This is a genomic window from Cytobacillus sp. C11.1, assembly GCF_058145115.1.
Genome location: NZ_CM176935.1, coordinates 784,480 through 800,613 on the forward strand (window position 1 = coordinate 784,480; position 16,134 = coordinate 800,613).

Consider the following 16,134-nt stretch of genomic DNA (forward strand, 5'->3'; position numbering starts at 1 on the left):
ATTTTCCCCATATAGTATTTTCTGGGAAATAGGCTGTATTTCCCTTTAAATCCGCCTGTTGATTTCGCTCCAATCAATAGAGTGCCAAAATCAATAATGAGCTTTAACTTAGCCTCAAGAAAATGAAAAAGCGCCCCTGCCACAATAGGACAGAGACGCTTAACACGCGGTTCCACTCTGTTTAGACTTCAGAAGTCTCAACTTTAACCTGTTAACGGAAGGAGCTCCGCCCAAATCTACTTGAGAAACATGAATTCACCGAGAATTATTATCTGGGAAGGATGTTTCATCCGTTCAATATGGGGCTCAGAGGCGCACTTCGGAAAAAGAGAGGCTTAAACCACTTTCAGCCGGTGATGGTTCTCTCTAAAAAGCTTCTTTTTCTTACTTTTCCTCTTCAACACTTTCATTTATGAATTTACTTTATCCCGCATTAACGGGCAATACGCCCCCTGCAGGAAAATCGTTTTTGTAATTAAAATAATCCGACCGGGGTCAACTGCCCCTAAGAGCCCGTATAGCAGAACTCAGACTAATATCGACACTCTGTGGCAACGTCTGAGTGACCCGCATTATTACGGGCCTCAACTAACCCTAAGCGGGGGCAAGCCTCTGCTGAGGTAAGTTTTACTTTATACTATATTACATTTTCTCCAAGATGTTAACCAATAATGCTCATCAAACGGCTTTTTACTTTTTCTTTTCCTAAAAGCTCGATTGCTTGAGGCAGATCAGGGCCATGCGTTTGCCCGGTTGTTGCAGAGCGGATTGGCATAAATAGCTTTTTGCCCTTATGACCTGTTGCCTTTTGGACAGCCTTCATTGCTGCTTTAATTTCGTCAGCTTTGAATTCTGCAAGTGTTTCTATTTCCTTCAAAAAGGCAGATAGCACTTCAGGTACTTGCTCTTCCGCAAGAACCGCCTTGGCTTCTTCATCTACGGTCATTTCTTCTGTGAAGAACAATTCCGATAGTTCCACAATCTCAGCGCCAAAGCTCATTTTTTCCTGGTAAAGAGTAATTAGCCTTCGAACCCATTGTTCGTTTTCCTGATTCCAGTTTTCGCTGATTTTTCCGGCTTTAACTAAATGAGGCGCAGAAATGGCCACTAAACGATCTTCATCCAGCTTCTTAATATACTGATTGTTCATCCAAGTTAGCTTTTGCTTATCAAACAAGGCAGGTGATTTGGATAAACGGCTTTCATCAAAGATTTCAATGAATTCTTCCTTGGAGAATACTTCTTCCTCTCCAGCTGGAGACCAGCCAAGCAAAGCAATAAAGTTAAAAAGAGCCTCAGGTAAATAGCCCAAGTCTTCATATTGTTCGATAAACTGAATAATTGTCTCATCACGCTTGCTTAGCTTTTTACGGCTTTCATTGACAATCAAAGTCATATGGCCAAATTTAGGAATTTCCCAACCCAATGCTTCATAAATCATCTGCTGCTTAGGCGTATTGGAGATATGGTCATCGCCGCGCAGAACATGAGAGATTTTCATTAAGTGGTCATCCACTGCTACCGCAAAATTATAAGTAGGTGTACCGTCCTTTTTGACGATTACATAATCGCCAAAGCCATCAGATTCGAATGATACCTCACCTTTTACCATATCATTGAATTTGAACACCTTGCCTTTTGGCACTAAGAAGCGGATGCTCGGTTTTCTGCCTTCTGCTTCCAGAGCAGCTCTTTCTTCTTCTGTCAAATGGCGGCATTTACCTGAATAAGCAGGTGTATCGCCTTTTGCAGATTGAGCTTCACGCTCAGCTTCCAGTTCTTCTTCCGTACAGTAGCATTTATAGGCATGCCCTTTCTCAAGTAATTCCTTATAGTATGTTTCATAGATATGATTTCTTTCAGATTGGCGGTATGGACCATATTCGCCTTCTTTGTCAATGCTCTCGTCCCAATCAATTCCGAGCCATTTCAAATAATGAAGCTGACTTTCCTCTCCGCCTTCAATATTGCGTTTTTTATCTGTATCTTCAATGCGGATAATGAACTTCCCGCCTTTGCTTCTTGCGAATAAGTAGTTGAATAGCGCGGTTCTAGCGTTTCCGATATGTAAGTGCCCGGTTGGGCTCGGAGCGTAGCGAACGCGGATTTCGTTTGACATAATTATTGCCTCCTCAAAATCTCGATAAAGTGAAACTCAATCAGTTGGGGTTTTCGACGCACAGGACATGCTGGTGAGACGTTGCGACATGATGTCGTGCTGCTTATCCTCAGAGTCTTACTGCCCGTTAGACTGCGATAAGCTATATTTTAACACTCTGGATTTTCATCTGAAAGAATTTTTTGGTTGTCTTTCTTTTTCAGCAAAACAACTGCCTGTGAAGCAATCCCCTCTTCTCTTCCTGTAAAACCAAGCTTCTCGGTTGTTGTTGCTTTTACATTGATATTTACAGCTTCAGTTTCCAGAAGCTGAGCAATCCGCTCCTGCATTTTGGCAATATGTGGAGCCATCTTTGGCTTTTGGGCAATAATAGTGCAATCTGCATTCACTAGCTCATACCCTTTTTCTTTTACAATCCCCCATATATATTCAAGTAATTTTGCTGAATCAGCATCCTTAAATTCAGGATCTGTATCAGGGAAATGCCGCCCAATATCGCCTTCACCAATGGCACCAAGACAAGCATCAGCAACAGTATGAAGCAGCACATCCGCATCCGAGTGGCCGAGTAGCCCTTTCTCATATGGTATCTCTATTCCGCCAAGGATCAAAGGGCGCCCTTCAGCGAATTGATGAACATCAAAACCTTGTCCAATCCGAAACATATTCTAATCCCCTTTTTTCTATTTAGTGATGAGCAATATCGTCCAAAAGGCTATTGCTTATTCTTTCTTTTCTTCATTATCGCTTCAGCAAAATATATATCTTCAGGTGTTGTCAGCTTAATATTATCGTAACTTCCCTCAACAATCATCACTTCTTTGCCTAACCGCTCCACAAGACTGGCATCATCGGTGCCAAAAAAATGCTCCTCTTCCGCTTTCTGGTGAGCTTCTTTTAAGGCAGAAATACGAAAAGCCTGCGGAGTTTGAACAGCCCACAGGCAGGAACGTTCAAGAGTTTCTGCGATCAAATTTCCATCTGCTTTTTTAACCGTGTCTTTTAGCGGGACAGCCAAAACAGCAGCCCCCTTTTTTTCCGCCATCTTCACAAGCGGCCTCAGCAATTCCTGGGTTATAAAAGGGCGGGCGGCGTCATGGACAAGTACAATCCCTTCACCAGCCACTGCTTTTGCGGCATTATAAACACTGTGCTGCCTTTCCTCTCCGCCAGGAATCATTGCAGTTACTTTTGTGATATTATGCTCTTCTAAGAGAACCTGCATCTCTTCCTTATCCTGTGGGTTTATAGCCAAATAAATGCCTGTGCATTCTGAATCATTCTCAAAGACTCTTAAAGTATGTATAAAAACAGGTATCTCACCGATCTTCAGCAGAAGTTTATTCTTTCCTGCTCCCATTCTTTTTCCCTGGCCAGCAGCTGGTAGGATTACTTGGTAACTCATAAAAGATTACTCCTATCTCCTAAAAAAGGTAGGGCAAAAAGGCGGAGGAAAATCATTCCCCGGCACAATCTGTCCTACTTTTTTGAGCATACATTATAAAGCTTTTTCTAAAAGCTTGGGTTTTGCAAAGATCATTCTTCCCGCTGATGTCTGCAGAACGCTTGTGACAAGAACATCAATATGTTTGCCAATATAGCTGCGACCCTCTTCAACAACGATCATAGTGCCATCATCCAGGTAAGCAATTCCCTGGTTCTGTTCCTTCCCATCTTTAATTACCTGCACCTTCATTTCTTCTCCAGGAAGCACAACAGGCTTCACGGCGTTAGCCAGGTCATTAATGTTCAGGACAGCCACCTTTTGCAATTCACAAACTTTGTTTAAGTTAAAGTCATTGGTTACAACCACACCATTTGTTATTTTCGCAAGTTTGACAAGCTTGCTGTCAACTTCCTGAATCTCTTCAAAGTCACCTTCATAAATCTCAACTTTAATGGAAAGCTCTTTTTGGATTCTGTTTAAAATATCCAGCCCTCTTCGTCCGCGGTTGCGTTTTAATACATCTGATGAATCAGCAATATGCTGAAGCTCTTCCAGCACAAACTGCGGAATAACAATCGTGCCCTGCAGGAAACCGGTTTGACAGATGTCAGCAATACGCCCGTCAATAATAACGCTAGTGTCAAGAATTTTAAGCTCGTTTTTAGCCGCTGCTTCCGGCTCTGGCTCTTCTTCACCTGTTTTCTTTTTCTTGCTTGTGAACAAGGTTAAAAGTTCATCGCGCTTTTTAAATCCCACCTGAAAACCAAGGTAGCCAAACAGCAATGTCAATACAATCGGTGCCACTGTATTCAGGATGGGCACCTCAATCGCATTCAGCGCATATCCGATTAAAAAAGCAATAACTAATCCAAAAACAAGGCCGACACTTCCGAATATAATATCAGTTATAGGTACTTTTACGAGTGATTCTTCTGCCCATCTCACAAAATTGACGACATGATCAACCGCCCAAAAAGTTATAAGATAAAAAATAATAGCACCTAAAATGGCGGACACATATGGATTATTTAAAAGAGGAATGTCGTTTAAATTAATTAATTTCAATAAGTCAGGAATCAAAAATATACCAAGCGTTACCCCGATAATAAGGAAGCATGCCTGTACAATACGTCTTAACATTCCTTCACCTCCTTTTACTCATTATAAACAAATTCCCAAAATTGAAACCTTCAATTACAGAGATTTTTATCTTTCTAATCAAAAGTTATCTTAGGATACTAATTATGCACTTAAGTGAAGATACATTTGTTGCATATTTTATACCTTGATACAACCTAAGGGTAGCATCATTGGCAATAAACTGTCAAATAAATAACTTACCATTTTAGCATAACCTTTTACATAGTTCAATGGTCTGTTATAGCTGCCGATCTGCAAAAACCTGTTCTTTTATAAGCTTAAGCCCTTCCTTAATCTTTCTGGCTCTCACTTCTCCAATTCCTTCCACTTCATCCAAGTCCTCTACGGATGCCGCAATAATATTAGGAAACTCTTCGAAACGATTTATTAGATTTTCAATAATAATAGGCGGAAGGCGCGGGACTTTATTCAGCACCCGATAGCCGCGGGGACATTTGAATTCCTCCGTGTGAATATAACCGTTATAGCCTAAAAGCTTTAGTATTACTGAGTCCTCCAGCATTTCCCCCTTTGAAAGTTCCTGAAGCTTAATAATCGTATCCCTGGAATCAATATCTTTTGACTGGGCATAATCTCTGATAATCCACTCTGCTTCTCTTTCAAGCTCTGTTAACAGTTCATTCATTTGAAGCCTAATAAGCCTTCCCTCTGTTCCTAGTTCGCTTAAATAGGTTAGAAGTTCATTTTTAATGCGCAGCACCATTTCAATATTATGAAAAACATGAAGGATATCACTATATGTAACAAGTTCCTCAAATTCCAAAATGCTCAGGTTGCCTATACTTTGTTCAAGAACCACTTTATACTTTTCAAGTGTCTGAACGGCAACATTTGCCTTCGTTAGAATAACGCCAATATCCCTTAATGCATAACGTGCATGCCCCTTATACAATGTAATGACATTGCGCCTTTGGGAAATGGCAATCACCAAAGCGCCCGTCTGCCTGGCAACTCTTTCAGCAGTCCGATGCCGCATTCCTGTTTCTGTAGAAGGAACACCTGGATCAGGAACAAGCTGGGCATTGGCAATTAAGATTTTATTTCCTTCTTCATTTAAAATAATGGCTCCATCCATTTTAGCCAGCTCATACAAATAACTTGGTGTGAATGGACAATTGATCAAGAAGCCCCCATCCACAAGGCTATTCATCTTTTCTTTTGAACCTAAAACAATTAAGCCGCCAGTATTGGCTCGAAGGACATTATCAATTCCTTCCCTGATAGGTGTACCCGGAGCCATAAATTGAAGGATTTCGCTCATTGTTTTTTCGCCCAATTTTTTTGTCTCCATCTTTATCCTCCTAACGCAGCCTTTAGTGCTTCACTGACAGAATTTACTCCGATTAATTCAATCCCTTTCGGCGCACTCCAGCCTCCAAGATTATTCGCAGGCATAATGACTCTCTCAAACCCCAGCTTTGCCGCTTCTTGTACCCTTTGTTCAATTCTTGACACTCTGCGGACCTCTCCTGTCAGCCCTACTTCGCCAATAATGCAATCAGTCGCTTTTGTTGGTTTATCCCGAAAACTTGAAGCGATACTTACAGCAATTGCTAAATCAATGGCCGGTTCATCAAGCTTTACTCCTCCTGCTACTTTCAGGTACGCATCCTGATTTTGCAGCAGCATTCCGACTCTTTTTTCCAAGACGGCCATAAGAAGCGGTACACGATTATGGTCAATTCCCGTAGCCATACGCCTTGGGTTCCCAAAGCTTGTTGGTGAAATCAGTGCCTGAATTTCAACCAGTACAGGTCTTGTCCCCTCCATCGAAGCCACCACTGTAGAACCTGCTGCCCCCTGAGATCGTTCTTCAAGGAAAATTTCCGATGGATTTGCGACTTCCTCGAGCCCAAATTCCTTCATTTCAAAAATGCCCATTTCGTTTGTTGATCCAAACCTGTTTTTTACAGCCCGTAAGATTCGGTATGTATGATGGCGCTCGCCTTCAAAGTATAAAACCGTATCAACCATATGTTCTAAAAGTCTTGGACCTGCGATCGACCCTTCTTTTGTAACATGACCAACGATAAAAATGGCGATGCCTTTTGTTTTGCCAATCCTCATCAGTTCGGCTGTACATTCCCTTACCTGGGACACACTTCCGGGTGCGGATGTGACTTCCGGATGGAAGATCGTTTGAATGGAGTCGATAATAACAAAGTCAGGATCCACACTATCAATTGTTCTGCTGATTTCATCAAGACTTGTTTCCGAATACACCAGCAAACTTTCCGAAGAAACGCCTAAGCGATCAGCACGCAGCTTTGTCTGGCGCATTGATTCTTCACCTGATATATATAAAACTGAATGCTTCTTAATCGCCAGCTGTGATGAAACCTGAAGAAGAAGCGTTGATTTCCCGATACCAGGGTCTCCTCCAATTAACACTAGAGAACCACGGACAATTCCGCCGCCCAATACTCGGTTTAATTCATGTAAATCAGTGTAAATACGCGGTTCGCTCACAGTTTCTATTGATGTAATAGGTGTTGCTTTCGCAGCAATAGCTGATCCTTGTGAATGGGCAAAAGCTCCTCTTCTCGTTGATGCTGGCTTTTCCACTTCTTCGACCATTGTATTCCACTGGCCGCATCCCGGACATTTCCCCATCCATTTTGGTGATTCATAGCCGCATTCCTGGCACATAAACTTTGTTTTTCTTTTAGCCATCCTTCTTCTCCTTCTCTGAACATCCATTTCAGCCGCCATAAAGGAATCTTAATGACTTTGCAGAGAAGCCAGTGATGTGAGAAGTTCCGTTTACTCCCCTATTCCCTTTTTCACGCGTCTTAAAATGTTTTCGTGATGAAATATATTAAATAATCCTCGTTATCTCTTTTAAAATTAACATAAAACTGCCAAATAAACCTGTTTGAACACTGCATATTTTATTTTAACGATCATGTCCAAAAGAGTACAAAAAGGTACACGTATAACAGGGACGTGTACCTTTTTGCTGTGTTCAGTCTTTGGATGTAAGATATTTATTTTTGAAGGTTTGGTGTGCCGCTGGCTTCAGCGGTTTTAACAACAAATTCTCCATCCTTTACATCTATTACAACGCTTTGCCCAGTTAGGACTGTTCCCTTTAACAGTTCCTCGGATAAGCGGTCCTCTATATGCTTTTGAATCGCTCTGCGGAGCGGACGTGCACCGTATTCCGGATCATAGCCCTCAACAGAAATTTTCTCTTTGGCCGCATCTGTTAATTCCAGTGAAATATCCTGTTCTTTAAGTCGTTTTGTTAATGTGTCAGACATAAGCGTAACGATCTCCTGAAGGTGCTTCCTTTCCAATGCATGGAAAACAATAATTTCATCGATACGGTTAAGGAATTCCGGACGGAAGGATTTCTTCATCTCTTCCATTACTTTTCCTTTCATATCTTTATAATCCTGTTCTCCATCCTGAATATTGAAGCCCACATATTTGTTGCGCTTAAGCGCCTCAGCACCAACATTGGATGTCATAATAAGTACGGTATTGCGGAAATCGACGGTTCTTCCTTTTGAATCTGTTAATCTTCCGTCTTCCAATACCTGCAATAGGATATTGAACACATCTGGATGCGCCTTTTCGATTTCATCCAGAAGAACAACTGAATATGGCTTTCTCCGAACCTTTTCCGTTAACTGTCCGCCTTCTTCATAGCCAACATAACCTGGAGGCGATCCTACCAAACGGGATGTGGAGTGCTTCTCCATGTACTCGGACATATCGATGCGAATCATGGCATCCTCATCACCGAACATCGCTTCTGCTAATGCACGTGCTAATTCTGTTTTACCAACCCCTGTTGGTCCAAGGAATACAAAGGAACCAATTGGGCGCTTAGGATCTTTAAGTCCTGCACGTGCCCGGCGGACTGCCTTAGAAATGGCCTTAACAGCTTCCTCCTGCCCAATTACACGGGAGTGAAGGATTTCTTCCAGATTCAGTAGCTTTTCTGTTTCTGTTTGTGCTAATTTGGAAACAGGAATACCAGTCCAGCTGGAAACTACATTGGCAATATCCTCTACAGTAACTTCACTATTCTCCTTGCCTTGTTTTTCTTTCCACGTTTTCTTTGTTTCTTCAAGCTGCTCGCGCAGACGCTGCTCTGTATCCCTTAAAGAGGCGGCTTTTTCAAACTCCTGGCTTTGAACTGCAGCATCTTTTTCTTTTCTGACGTCCTCCAGCTTAACTTCAAGCTCTTTTAAGTTAGGCGGCGTTGTATAGGAACGAAGTCTTACCTTTGAACCTGCTTCATCTATTAAATCGATCGCTTTATCCGGCAGGAAGCGGTCTGAGATATATCGGTCTGAAAGTTTTACAGCTGCCGCAATTGCTGCGTCTGTAATTGTTACGCGATGGTGGGCTTCATAGCGGTCACGGAGTCCCTCCAGAATCTGTACGGATTCTTCCGCAGTGGGCTCATCAACCGTAATTGGCTGGAAACGTCTTTCAAGCGCTGCATCCTTTTCAATATATTTTCTATATTCATCAAGTGTAGTTGCCCCAATACACTGAAGTTCACCGCGAGCAAGAGATGGTTTTAAGATATTTGACGCATCAATAGCACCCTCAGCTCCACCGGCTCCTATTAAGGTATGAAGCTCATCAATGAATAAAATAATGTTACCCGCCTGCCTGATTTCATCCATCACCTTTTTCAGGCGGTCCTCAAATTCACCTCGATATTTGGTACCTGCTACAACTGTACCCATATCCAGAGTCATAACCCTTTTATCACGAAGCGTTTCCGGCACTTCATTGTTAATGATTTGCTGTGCCAATCCCTCTGCAATTGCTGTTTTACCGACCCCTGGCTCACCAATAAGAACCGGGTTATTTTTCGTACGTCGACTTAATACTTCAATGACACGCTGAATTTCTTTGCTGCGCCCAATTACTGGATCCAAGCTTCCTTCCCTTGCAATAGCTGTTAGATCACGGGCTAATCCATCAAGAGTTGGCGTATTGGCATTAGCAGCCGAACCACCTTGATGGCCGCCTGACTCATTGCTGCCCAACAGCTGCAGCACCTGCTGGCGCGCTTTATTAAGGCTGACTCCAAGATTATTGAGAACTCTTGCTGCTACGCCTTCTCCTTCACGGATAAGTCCCAGCAGGATATGTTCGGTACCAACATATGAGTGTCCAAGCTTTCTGGCTTCATCCATGGATAGCTCAATTACCTTTTTAGCTCGCGGTGTATAGTGGATAGTCTGGGAAGCATCCTGTCCCCTGCCTATTAGATTTTCAACCTCTTTTTGGATCTTCTCAGAACCAAGACCCAATGCATATAGGGCTTTTGCGGCTATACCTTCTCCTTCGCGTACCAGTCCAAGCAGGATATGTTCTGTCCCAATGTTATTATGGCCTAACCGGATTGCTTCCTCCTGTGCTAAAGCCAATACCTTCTGAGCTCTTTCCGTAAATCGTCCGAACATCATAATTTCATCCTCCTAACTCTTGATCTTCCATTTTTAGTCTTTCCCTGATTATTGAAGCCCTGCGGATATCGCGTTCATGAGGCCTAAGCGGCCCGCCTGCATATTGCTGCAAAAAGCCAGGCTGTGTCAGGATCATCAGCTCATTTAAAATATTTTTTGATATGTTTTTTATATACTGCATATCTATTCCCAGGCGAACATCGGATAAGCATTGAGCGGCTTCCTTCGATTCAATAATTCGGCAATTTGATAAAACGCCATAAGAGCGGAAGACTCTGTCTTCTAATTGTATGTTAGAAGTCTTTGCTAATGCTTCCCTTGCTGATCTTTCCTGTGAAATTAGCTGGCTGACAACACTTTTCAAATCCTCTACGATATCCTCTTCTGATTTTCCGAGTGTGATCTGGTTTGAAACTTGAAAGATGTTACCTAATGCTTCGCTGCCTTCACCGTAAATTCCTCTAACTACTAAGCCAAGCTGATTAATCGCCGGGATAATCCGGTTCATTTGCTGGGTAAGCACAAGACCCGGCAAATGCATCATAACGGATGCCCTAAGACCAGTCCCCACATTTGTCGGGCAGCTTGTTAAAAAGCCAACATTTTCATCAAAAGCATAATCGGCTTCTTCCTCCAGCCAATCATCTATTTTATTTGCCATACTTAAGGCTTCCAAAAGCTGAAACCCTGGAAACAAACATTGAATCCGTATATGGTCTTCTTCATTAATCATAATGCTTACCTCTTCATTTTCTGAAAGAAGGCAGGCACCATGAGTTGAATTCTCAGCAAGGTGTGGACTAATTAGGTGTTTTTCCATTAATACTCTTTTTTGAAGAGGCTGAAGTTCATCCATTAATAGGAGTTCCAACTCTCCTAGTTTTGAAAAGGAAGAATGCTCCACCCTTTCCCTCACTTTTTGGATAACCGCTTTTGCTTCTTCGTTTGAAAATAAAGTTGGGAATTTATATTGTTTAATATTGCGAGCGAGCCTGATTCGCGAACTTAAGACAATATCGGAATCAGGGCCTTCAGCACTCATCCAGGAGCTAATAGCTTGATTCATGAAACGTTCCAGCGACAAGCTTATTCCCCTCCCTCATGATTGGCATTGAGCTGTTTTTCCAACTTCCTTATTTCGTCTCTTAATTCTGCCGCTTTTTCAAACTCTTCTTGGGCAATCATTTCTTTTAACTTATGTTTCAGTTCGTCAATATTCCTTCGCAAATGAATAGTTCCGCCTATTCTTGCAGGAATTTTTCCGTTATGTGAGGAATTCCCGCTGTGCAGCCTTCTAAGTATAGGATTCAGATGTTCTTTAAAGGTTTCATAGCAATGAGCACATCCAAATCTCCCTACTTTAATAAACTGTTGAAAGGTCATGGAACATTGTTCGCACTGCAATACCTTTTCCTGCTGGAAAGGATCCTGATTCGATCCTTGAAACGCAGGTTCAATATTCAGCAGGCCTGCCAGCAAATTATTTATTGAAAAACCGGAACCGCTGCCAAGCATGAACATTTCACCTTTCTCCTGCGCACACTTTTCGCAAAGATGAAACTCTGCTTTCTCACCATTTACTACCTTTGTAAAATGCAGCGTTGCCGGCCTTTGATTACACTCCTGACAAATCATGAATTCACCTCTCCAGCTCGCTAAAACTTTATTTATATTTCAAAGTAGTTAACATCGCCTTCAACATCCGTGCCCGTAGTTCATCCCTGTATGGCAGATCGATATAAAGTACAGAACGGTCAATTACACTAAGCATTATTTTTGCTTCCCTATGTGTAATGATTTCTTCTTCAACCAGGCGATAAATTACATTTTCGGCACTGCTTTGGGCGATTCGGCCTTGCACTAATGAAATCAACTGGTCGACTAAATCAGCGTGGTCATAAGACTGTACTTTCATAATCCGGATATAGCCTCCGCCGCCCCGCTTACTCTCCACGACATAGCCTTTTTCAATCGTAAAGCGGGTGTTGATAACATAATTGATCTGAGAGGGCACACATTGAAATTTATCAGCAATTTCACTTCTTTTTATTTCCACGATTTCCCTCTCACTTTTTTCTAAAACCTGTTTTAGATAACTCTCAATTATGTCGGATATATTTCTCACCAAGCCTCCCCCTATCTGACTTTGACTATATTTGACATTAATTATACATGATTTATGTAATTTCTTGCAATCGGCGGGTGTTAATAATTTTCCCCCATTTTTTGACTTCCCAAACCTGAATTTGGTAGTTAATGTCGATAACAATATATTTTGAGTTAGGCAGGTTTGTGCTTGAGCGGAGGATGTAATTTATACTTTTTATTAAAAGTATGATTATGAAGGCAATAATTTTGGATAGTATTTGCTTTTTGAAGATGTGAACATTAGATAGGGTTTTGTTTTGTGAAGAGCACTGCACTCAGTATAAAGACTTGCTTTTTGATTTTTTCCAGACATATAGGGATATAACTATTTATCTAACATCTGATCCAAATTTAAATTTTTCTGCTGGTGCAAAGTGGACGGGGATTTACATTGAAATTAGGTGGTTATAGCTATAAAAAGGCGCCATAGAGCCAACTGACCGATAAAATATGACCGATAAATCTAAGAAAGTAACCGATATTTGCTATAAAACAAAGATGAGTGGCCAAAAAAAATGTCTCCTCAATATAAATAAGCGATATTTATAAGCTAAAAATAAATAAAAACACAAAAAAGAGCACCCATCAGGTGCTCTTTCATTTGCCCGGCAGCGTCCTACTCTCACAGGGGGACAGCCCCCAACTACCATCGGCGCTGAGAAGCTTAACTTCCGTGTTCGGTATGGGAACGGGTGTGACCTTCTCGCTATCGCCACCAGACTATTTGGTTTGAAGAAAGTTCATTCCTTCAAAACTAGATAATGCATGAAGAAGTTGCCGAGTATTCACCAATAACTTGGTTAAGTCCTCGATCGATTAGTATCAGTCAGCTCCACATGTCGCCACGCTTCCACCTCTGACCTATCAACCTGATCATCTTTCAGGGATCTTACTAGCTTGACGCTATGGGAAATCTCATCTCGAGGGGGGCTTCATGCTTAGATGCTTTCAGCACTTATCCCTTCCGCACATAGCTACCCAGCGATGCCTTTGGCAAGACAACTGGTACACCAGCGGTGCGTCCATCCCGGTCCTCTCGTACTAAGGACAGCTCCTCTCAAATTTCCTGCGCCCACGACGGATAGGGACCGAACTGTCTCACGACGTTCTGAACCCAGCTCGCGTACCGCTTTAATGGGCGAACAGCCCAACCCTTGGGACCGACTACAGCCCCAGGATGCGATGAGCCGACATCGAGGTGCCAAACCTCCCCGTCGATGTGGACTCTTGGGGGAGATAAGCCTGTTATCCCCGGGGTAGCTTTTATCCGTTGAGCGATGGCCCTTCCATGCGGAACCACCGGATCACTAAGCCCGACTTTCGTCCCTGCTCGACTTGTAGGTCTCGCAGTCAAGCTCCCTTGTGCCTTTACACTCTGCGAATGATTTCCAACCATTCTGAGGGAACCTTTGGGCGCCTCCGTTACTTTTTAGGAGGCGACCGCCCCAGTCAAACTGCCCACCTGACACTGTCTCCCGCCCCGATAAGGGGCGCGGGTTAGAATTTCAATACAGCCAGGGTAGTATCCCACCGACGCCTCCACCGAAGCTGGCGCTCCGGTTTCTACGGCTCCTACCTATCCTGTACAAGCTGTACCAAAATTCAATATCAGGCTACAGTAAAGCTCCACGGGGTCTTTCCGTCCTGTCGCGGGTAACCTGCATCTTCACAGGTACTATAATTTCACCGAGTCTCTCGTTGAGACAGTGCCCAGATCGTTACGCCTTTCGTGCGGGTCGGAACTTACCCGACAAGGAATTTCGCTACCTTAGGACCGTTATAGTTACGGCCGCCGTTTACTGGGGCTTCGATTCAAAGCTTCGCTTGCGCTAACCTCTCCTCTTAACCTTCCAGCACCGGGCAGGCGTCAGCCCCTATACTTCGCCTTGCGGCTTCGCAGAGACCTGTGTTTTTGCTAAACAGTCGCCTGGGCCTATTCACTGCGGCTCATCAGGGCTATTCACCCTAATGAGCACCCCTTCTCCCGAAGTTACGGGGTCATTTTGCCGAGTTCCTTAACGAGAGTTCTCTCGCTCACCTTAGGATTCTCTCCTCGCCTACCTGTGTCGGTTTGCGGTACGGGCACCTTTTCCCTCGCTAGAGGCTTTTCTTGGCAGTGTGGAATCAGGAACTTCGGTACTAAATTTCCCTCGCCGTCACAGCTCAGCCTGTATGGTAACGGGATTTGCCTCGTTACCGGCCTAACTGCTTGGACGCGCATATCCAACAGCGCGCTTACCCTATCCTCCTGCGTCCCCCCATTGCTCAAACGGTAAAGAGGTGGTACAGGAATATCAACCTGTTGTCCATCGCCTACGCTTTTCAGCCTCGGCTTAGGTCCCGACTAACCCTGAGCGGACGAGCCTTCCTCAGGAAACCTTAGGCATTCGGTGGATGGGATTCTCACCCATCTTTCGCTACTCATACCGGCATTCTCACTTCTAAGCGCTCCACCAGTCCTTGCGGTCTAGCTTCAACGCCCTTAGAACGCTCTCCTACCACGGACATCGCAGATGTCCATCCACAGCTTCGGTGATACGTTTAGCCCCGGTACATTTTCGGCGCGGAGTCACTCGACCAGTGAGCTATTACGCACTCTTTAAATGGTGGCTGCTTCTAAGCCAACATCCTGGTTGTCTAAGCAACTCCACATCCTTTTCCACTTAACGTATACTTTGGGACCTTAGCTGGTGGTCTGGGCTGTTTCCCTCTTGACTACGGATCTTATCACTCGCAGTCTGACTCCCATGGATAAGTCTTTGGCATTCGGAGTTTGTCTGAATTCGGTAACCCGATGAGGGCCCCTAGTCCAAACAGTGCTCTACCTCCAAGACTCTTACTACATGAGGCTAGCCCTAAAGCTATTTCGGAGAGAACCAGCTATCTCCAAGTTCGATTGGAATTTCTCCGCTACCCACACCTCATCCCCGCACTTTTCAACGTGCGTGGGTTCGGGCCTCCATCCAGTGTTACCTGGACTTCACCCTGGACATGGGTACATCACCTGGTTTCGGGTCTACGACCACATACTCATTCGCCCTATTCAGACTCGCTTTCGCTGCGGCTCCGTCTTGTCAACTTAACCTTGCATGTAATCGTAACTCGCCGGTTCATTCTACAAAAGGCACGCTATCACCCATTAACGGGCTCTAACTACTTGTAGGCACACGGTTTCAGGTTCTCTTTCACTCCCCTTCCGGGGTGCTTTTCACCTTTCCCTCACGGTACTGGTTCACTATCGGTCACTAGGGAGTATTTAGCCTTGGGAGATGGTCCTCCCTGCTTCCGACGGGATTTCTCGTGTCCCGCCGTACTCAGGATCCACTCTGGAGGGAACGAAGTTTCAACTACAGGGCTTTTACCTTCTCTGGCCGGCCTTTCCAGACCTGTTCATTTACCTCGTTCCTTTGTAACTCCGTATAGAGTGTCCTACAACCCCAAGAGGCAAGCCTCTTGGTTTGGGCTAATCCCGTTTCGCTCGCCGCTACTCAGGGAATCGCGTTTGCTTTCTCTTCCTCCGGGTACTTAGATGTTTCAGTTCCCCGGGTCTGCCTTCCATACCCTATGTATTCAGGTAAAGATCCTATCCCATTACGGATAGGGGGTTTCCCCATTCGGAAATCTCCGGATCAAAGCTTACTTACAGCTCCCCGAAGCATATCGGAGTTAGTCCCGTCCTTCATCGGCTCCTAGTGCCAAGGCATTCACCGTGCGCCCTTTCTAACTTAACCTACTTCGGCCGCTGATCGACTGCGAATCTCTGCGTCAGCTTCGTCACTGTGCTCCTCACGTACTCTCGTACGCTCCGGTGCTCGTTCGGT

At 43.9% G+C, this 16,134-nt stretch carries 10 protein-coding genes, 2 rRNA genes and 1 other annotated feature; all 12 genes read right to left on the bottom strand.

The genetic code is table 11. From position 1 onward, the window contains the following. Positions 1-148: 148 nt before the first annotated feature. Positions 149-410, bottom strand: a binding site (T-box leader). 251 nt (positions 411-661) lie between these two features. After that, positions 662-2,119, bottom strand: coding sequence for a glutamate--tRNA ligase (gene gltX, locus AC3ZVC_RS04055; protein ID WP_490066334.1), 1,458 nt, complete (start codon positions 2,117-2,119; stop codon positions 662-664). Between the two features lie 149 nt (positions 2,120-2,268). Further along, complete coding sequence (gene ispF / locus AC3ZVC_RS04060; RefSeq protein ID WP_490066335.1) at positions 2,269-2,784, bottom strand: 2-C-methyl-D-erythritol 2,4-cyclodiphosphate synthase; 516 nt, start codon at positions 2,782-2,784, stop codon at positions 2,269-2,271. 50 nt (positions 2,785-2,834) lie between these two features. Further along, the gene (ispD, locus tag AC3ZVC_RS04065) at positions 2,835-3,524 is read right to left on the bottom strand and encodes a 2-C-methyl-D-erythritol 4-phosphate cytidylyltransferase (RefSeq protein ID WP_490066336.1); all 690 of its coding nucleotides are present in this window, start codon (positions 3,522-3,524) and stop codon (positions 2,835-2,837) included. A gap of 93 nt (positions 3,525-3,617) precedes the next feature. After that, the gene (locus AC3ZVC_RS04070; protein ID WP_490066337.1) at positions 3,618-4,706 is read right to left on the bottom strand and encodes a PIN/TRAM domain-containing protein; all 1,089 of its coding nucleotides are present in this window, start codon (positions 4,704-4,706) and stop codon (positions 3,618-3,620) included. 238 nt (positions 4,707-4,944) lie between these two features. Then, a complete protein-coding gene (disA, locus tag AC3ZVC_RS04075) occupies positions 4,945-6,018 on the bottom strand; it encodes a DNA integrity scanning diadenylate cyclase DisA (RefSeq protein WP_490066338.1) in 1,074 nt (357 codons plus the stop codon). 2 nt (positions 6,019-6,020) lie between these two features. Further along, on the bottom strand, positions 6,021-7,400 hold the full coding sequence (gene radA / locus AC3ZVC_RS04080; protein ID WP_490066341.1) for a DNA repair protein RadA: 1,380 nt from the start codon (positions 7,398-7,400) through the stop codon (positions 6,021-6,023). 314 nt (positions 7,401-7,714) lie between these two features. After that, complete coding sequence (gene clpC / locus AC3ZVC_RS04085) at positions 7,715-10,165, bottom strand: ATP-dependent protease ATP-binding subunit ClpC (protein WP_490066345.1); 2,451 nt, start codon at positions 10,163-10,165, stop codon at positions 7,715-7,717. Positions 10,166-10,169: 4 nt separating this feature from the next. After that, on the bottom strand, positions 10,170-11,249 hold the full coding sequence (mcsB, locus tag AC3ZVC_RS04090; RefSeq protein WP_490066347.1) for a protein-arginine kinase McsB: 1,080 nt from the start codon (positions 11,247-11,249) through the stop codon (positions 10,170-10,172). A gap of 2 nt (positions 11,250-11,251) precedes the next feature. After that, positions 11,252-11,800 (bottom strand): protein-arginine kinase activator protein McsA, encoded by a 549-nt coding sequence (gene mcsA / locus AC3ZVC_RS04095; protein ID WP_490066349.1) that lies wholly within the window; start codon positions 11,798-11,800, stop codon positions 11,252-11,254. A 28-nt stretch (positions 11,801-11,828) separates the two neighbouring features. Then, entirely contained in the window at positions 11,829-12,290 is a 462-nt protein-coding gene (locus AC3ZVC_RS04100; protein WP_490066352.1) for a CtsR family transcriptional regulator, read from the bottom strand. Positions 12,291-12,916: 626 nt separating this feature from the next. After that, positions 12,917-13,033, bottom strand: a 5S ribosomal RNA gene (rrf, locus tag AC3ZVC_RS04105). Between the two features lie 76 nt (positions 13,034-13,109). Further along, positions 13,110-16,044, bottom strand: a 23S ribosomal RNA gene (locus AC3ZVC_RS04110). Positions 16,045-16,134 lie beyond the last annotated feature (90 nt).

Bases quoted from the DNA above. Each gene is read 5' to 3' on its own strand.
- AC3ZVC_RS04070 (WP_490066337.1), bottom strand. From the start codon at position 4,706: ATGTTAAGACGTATTGTACAGGCATGCTTCCTTATTATCGGGGTAACG.
- gltX (WP_490066334.1), bottom strand. From the start codon at position 2,119: ATGTCAAACGAAATCCGCGTTCGCTACGCTCCGAGCCCAACCGGGCAC.
- ispF (WP_490066335.1), bottom strand. From the start codon at position 2,784: ATGTTTCGGATTGGACAAGGTTTTGATGTTCATCAATTCGCTGAAGGG.
- clpC (WP_490066345.1), bottom strand. From the start codon at position 10,165: ATGATGTTCGGACGATTTACGGAAAGAGCTCAGAAGGTATTGGCTTTA.
- mcsA (WP_490066349.1), bottom strand. From the start codon at position 11,800: ATGATTTGTCAGGAGTGTAATCAAAGGCCGGCAACGCTGCATTTTACA.
- disA (WP_490066338.1), bottom strand. From the start codon at position 6,018: ATGGAGACAAAAAAATTGGGCGAAAAAACAATGAGCGAAATCCTTCAA.
- ispD (WP_490066336.1), bottom strand. From the start codon at position 3,524: ATGAGTTACCAAGTAATCCTACCAGCTGCTGGCCAGGGAAAAAGAATG.
- radA (WP_490066341.1), bottom strand. From the start codon at position 7,400: ATGGCTAAAAGAAAAACAAAGTTTATGTGCCAGGAATGCGGCTATGAA.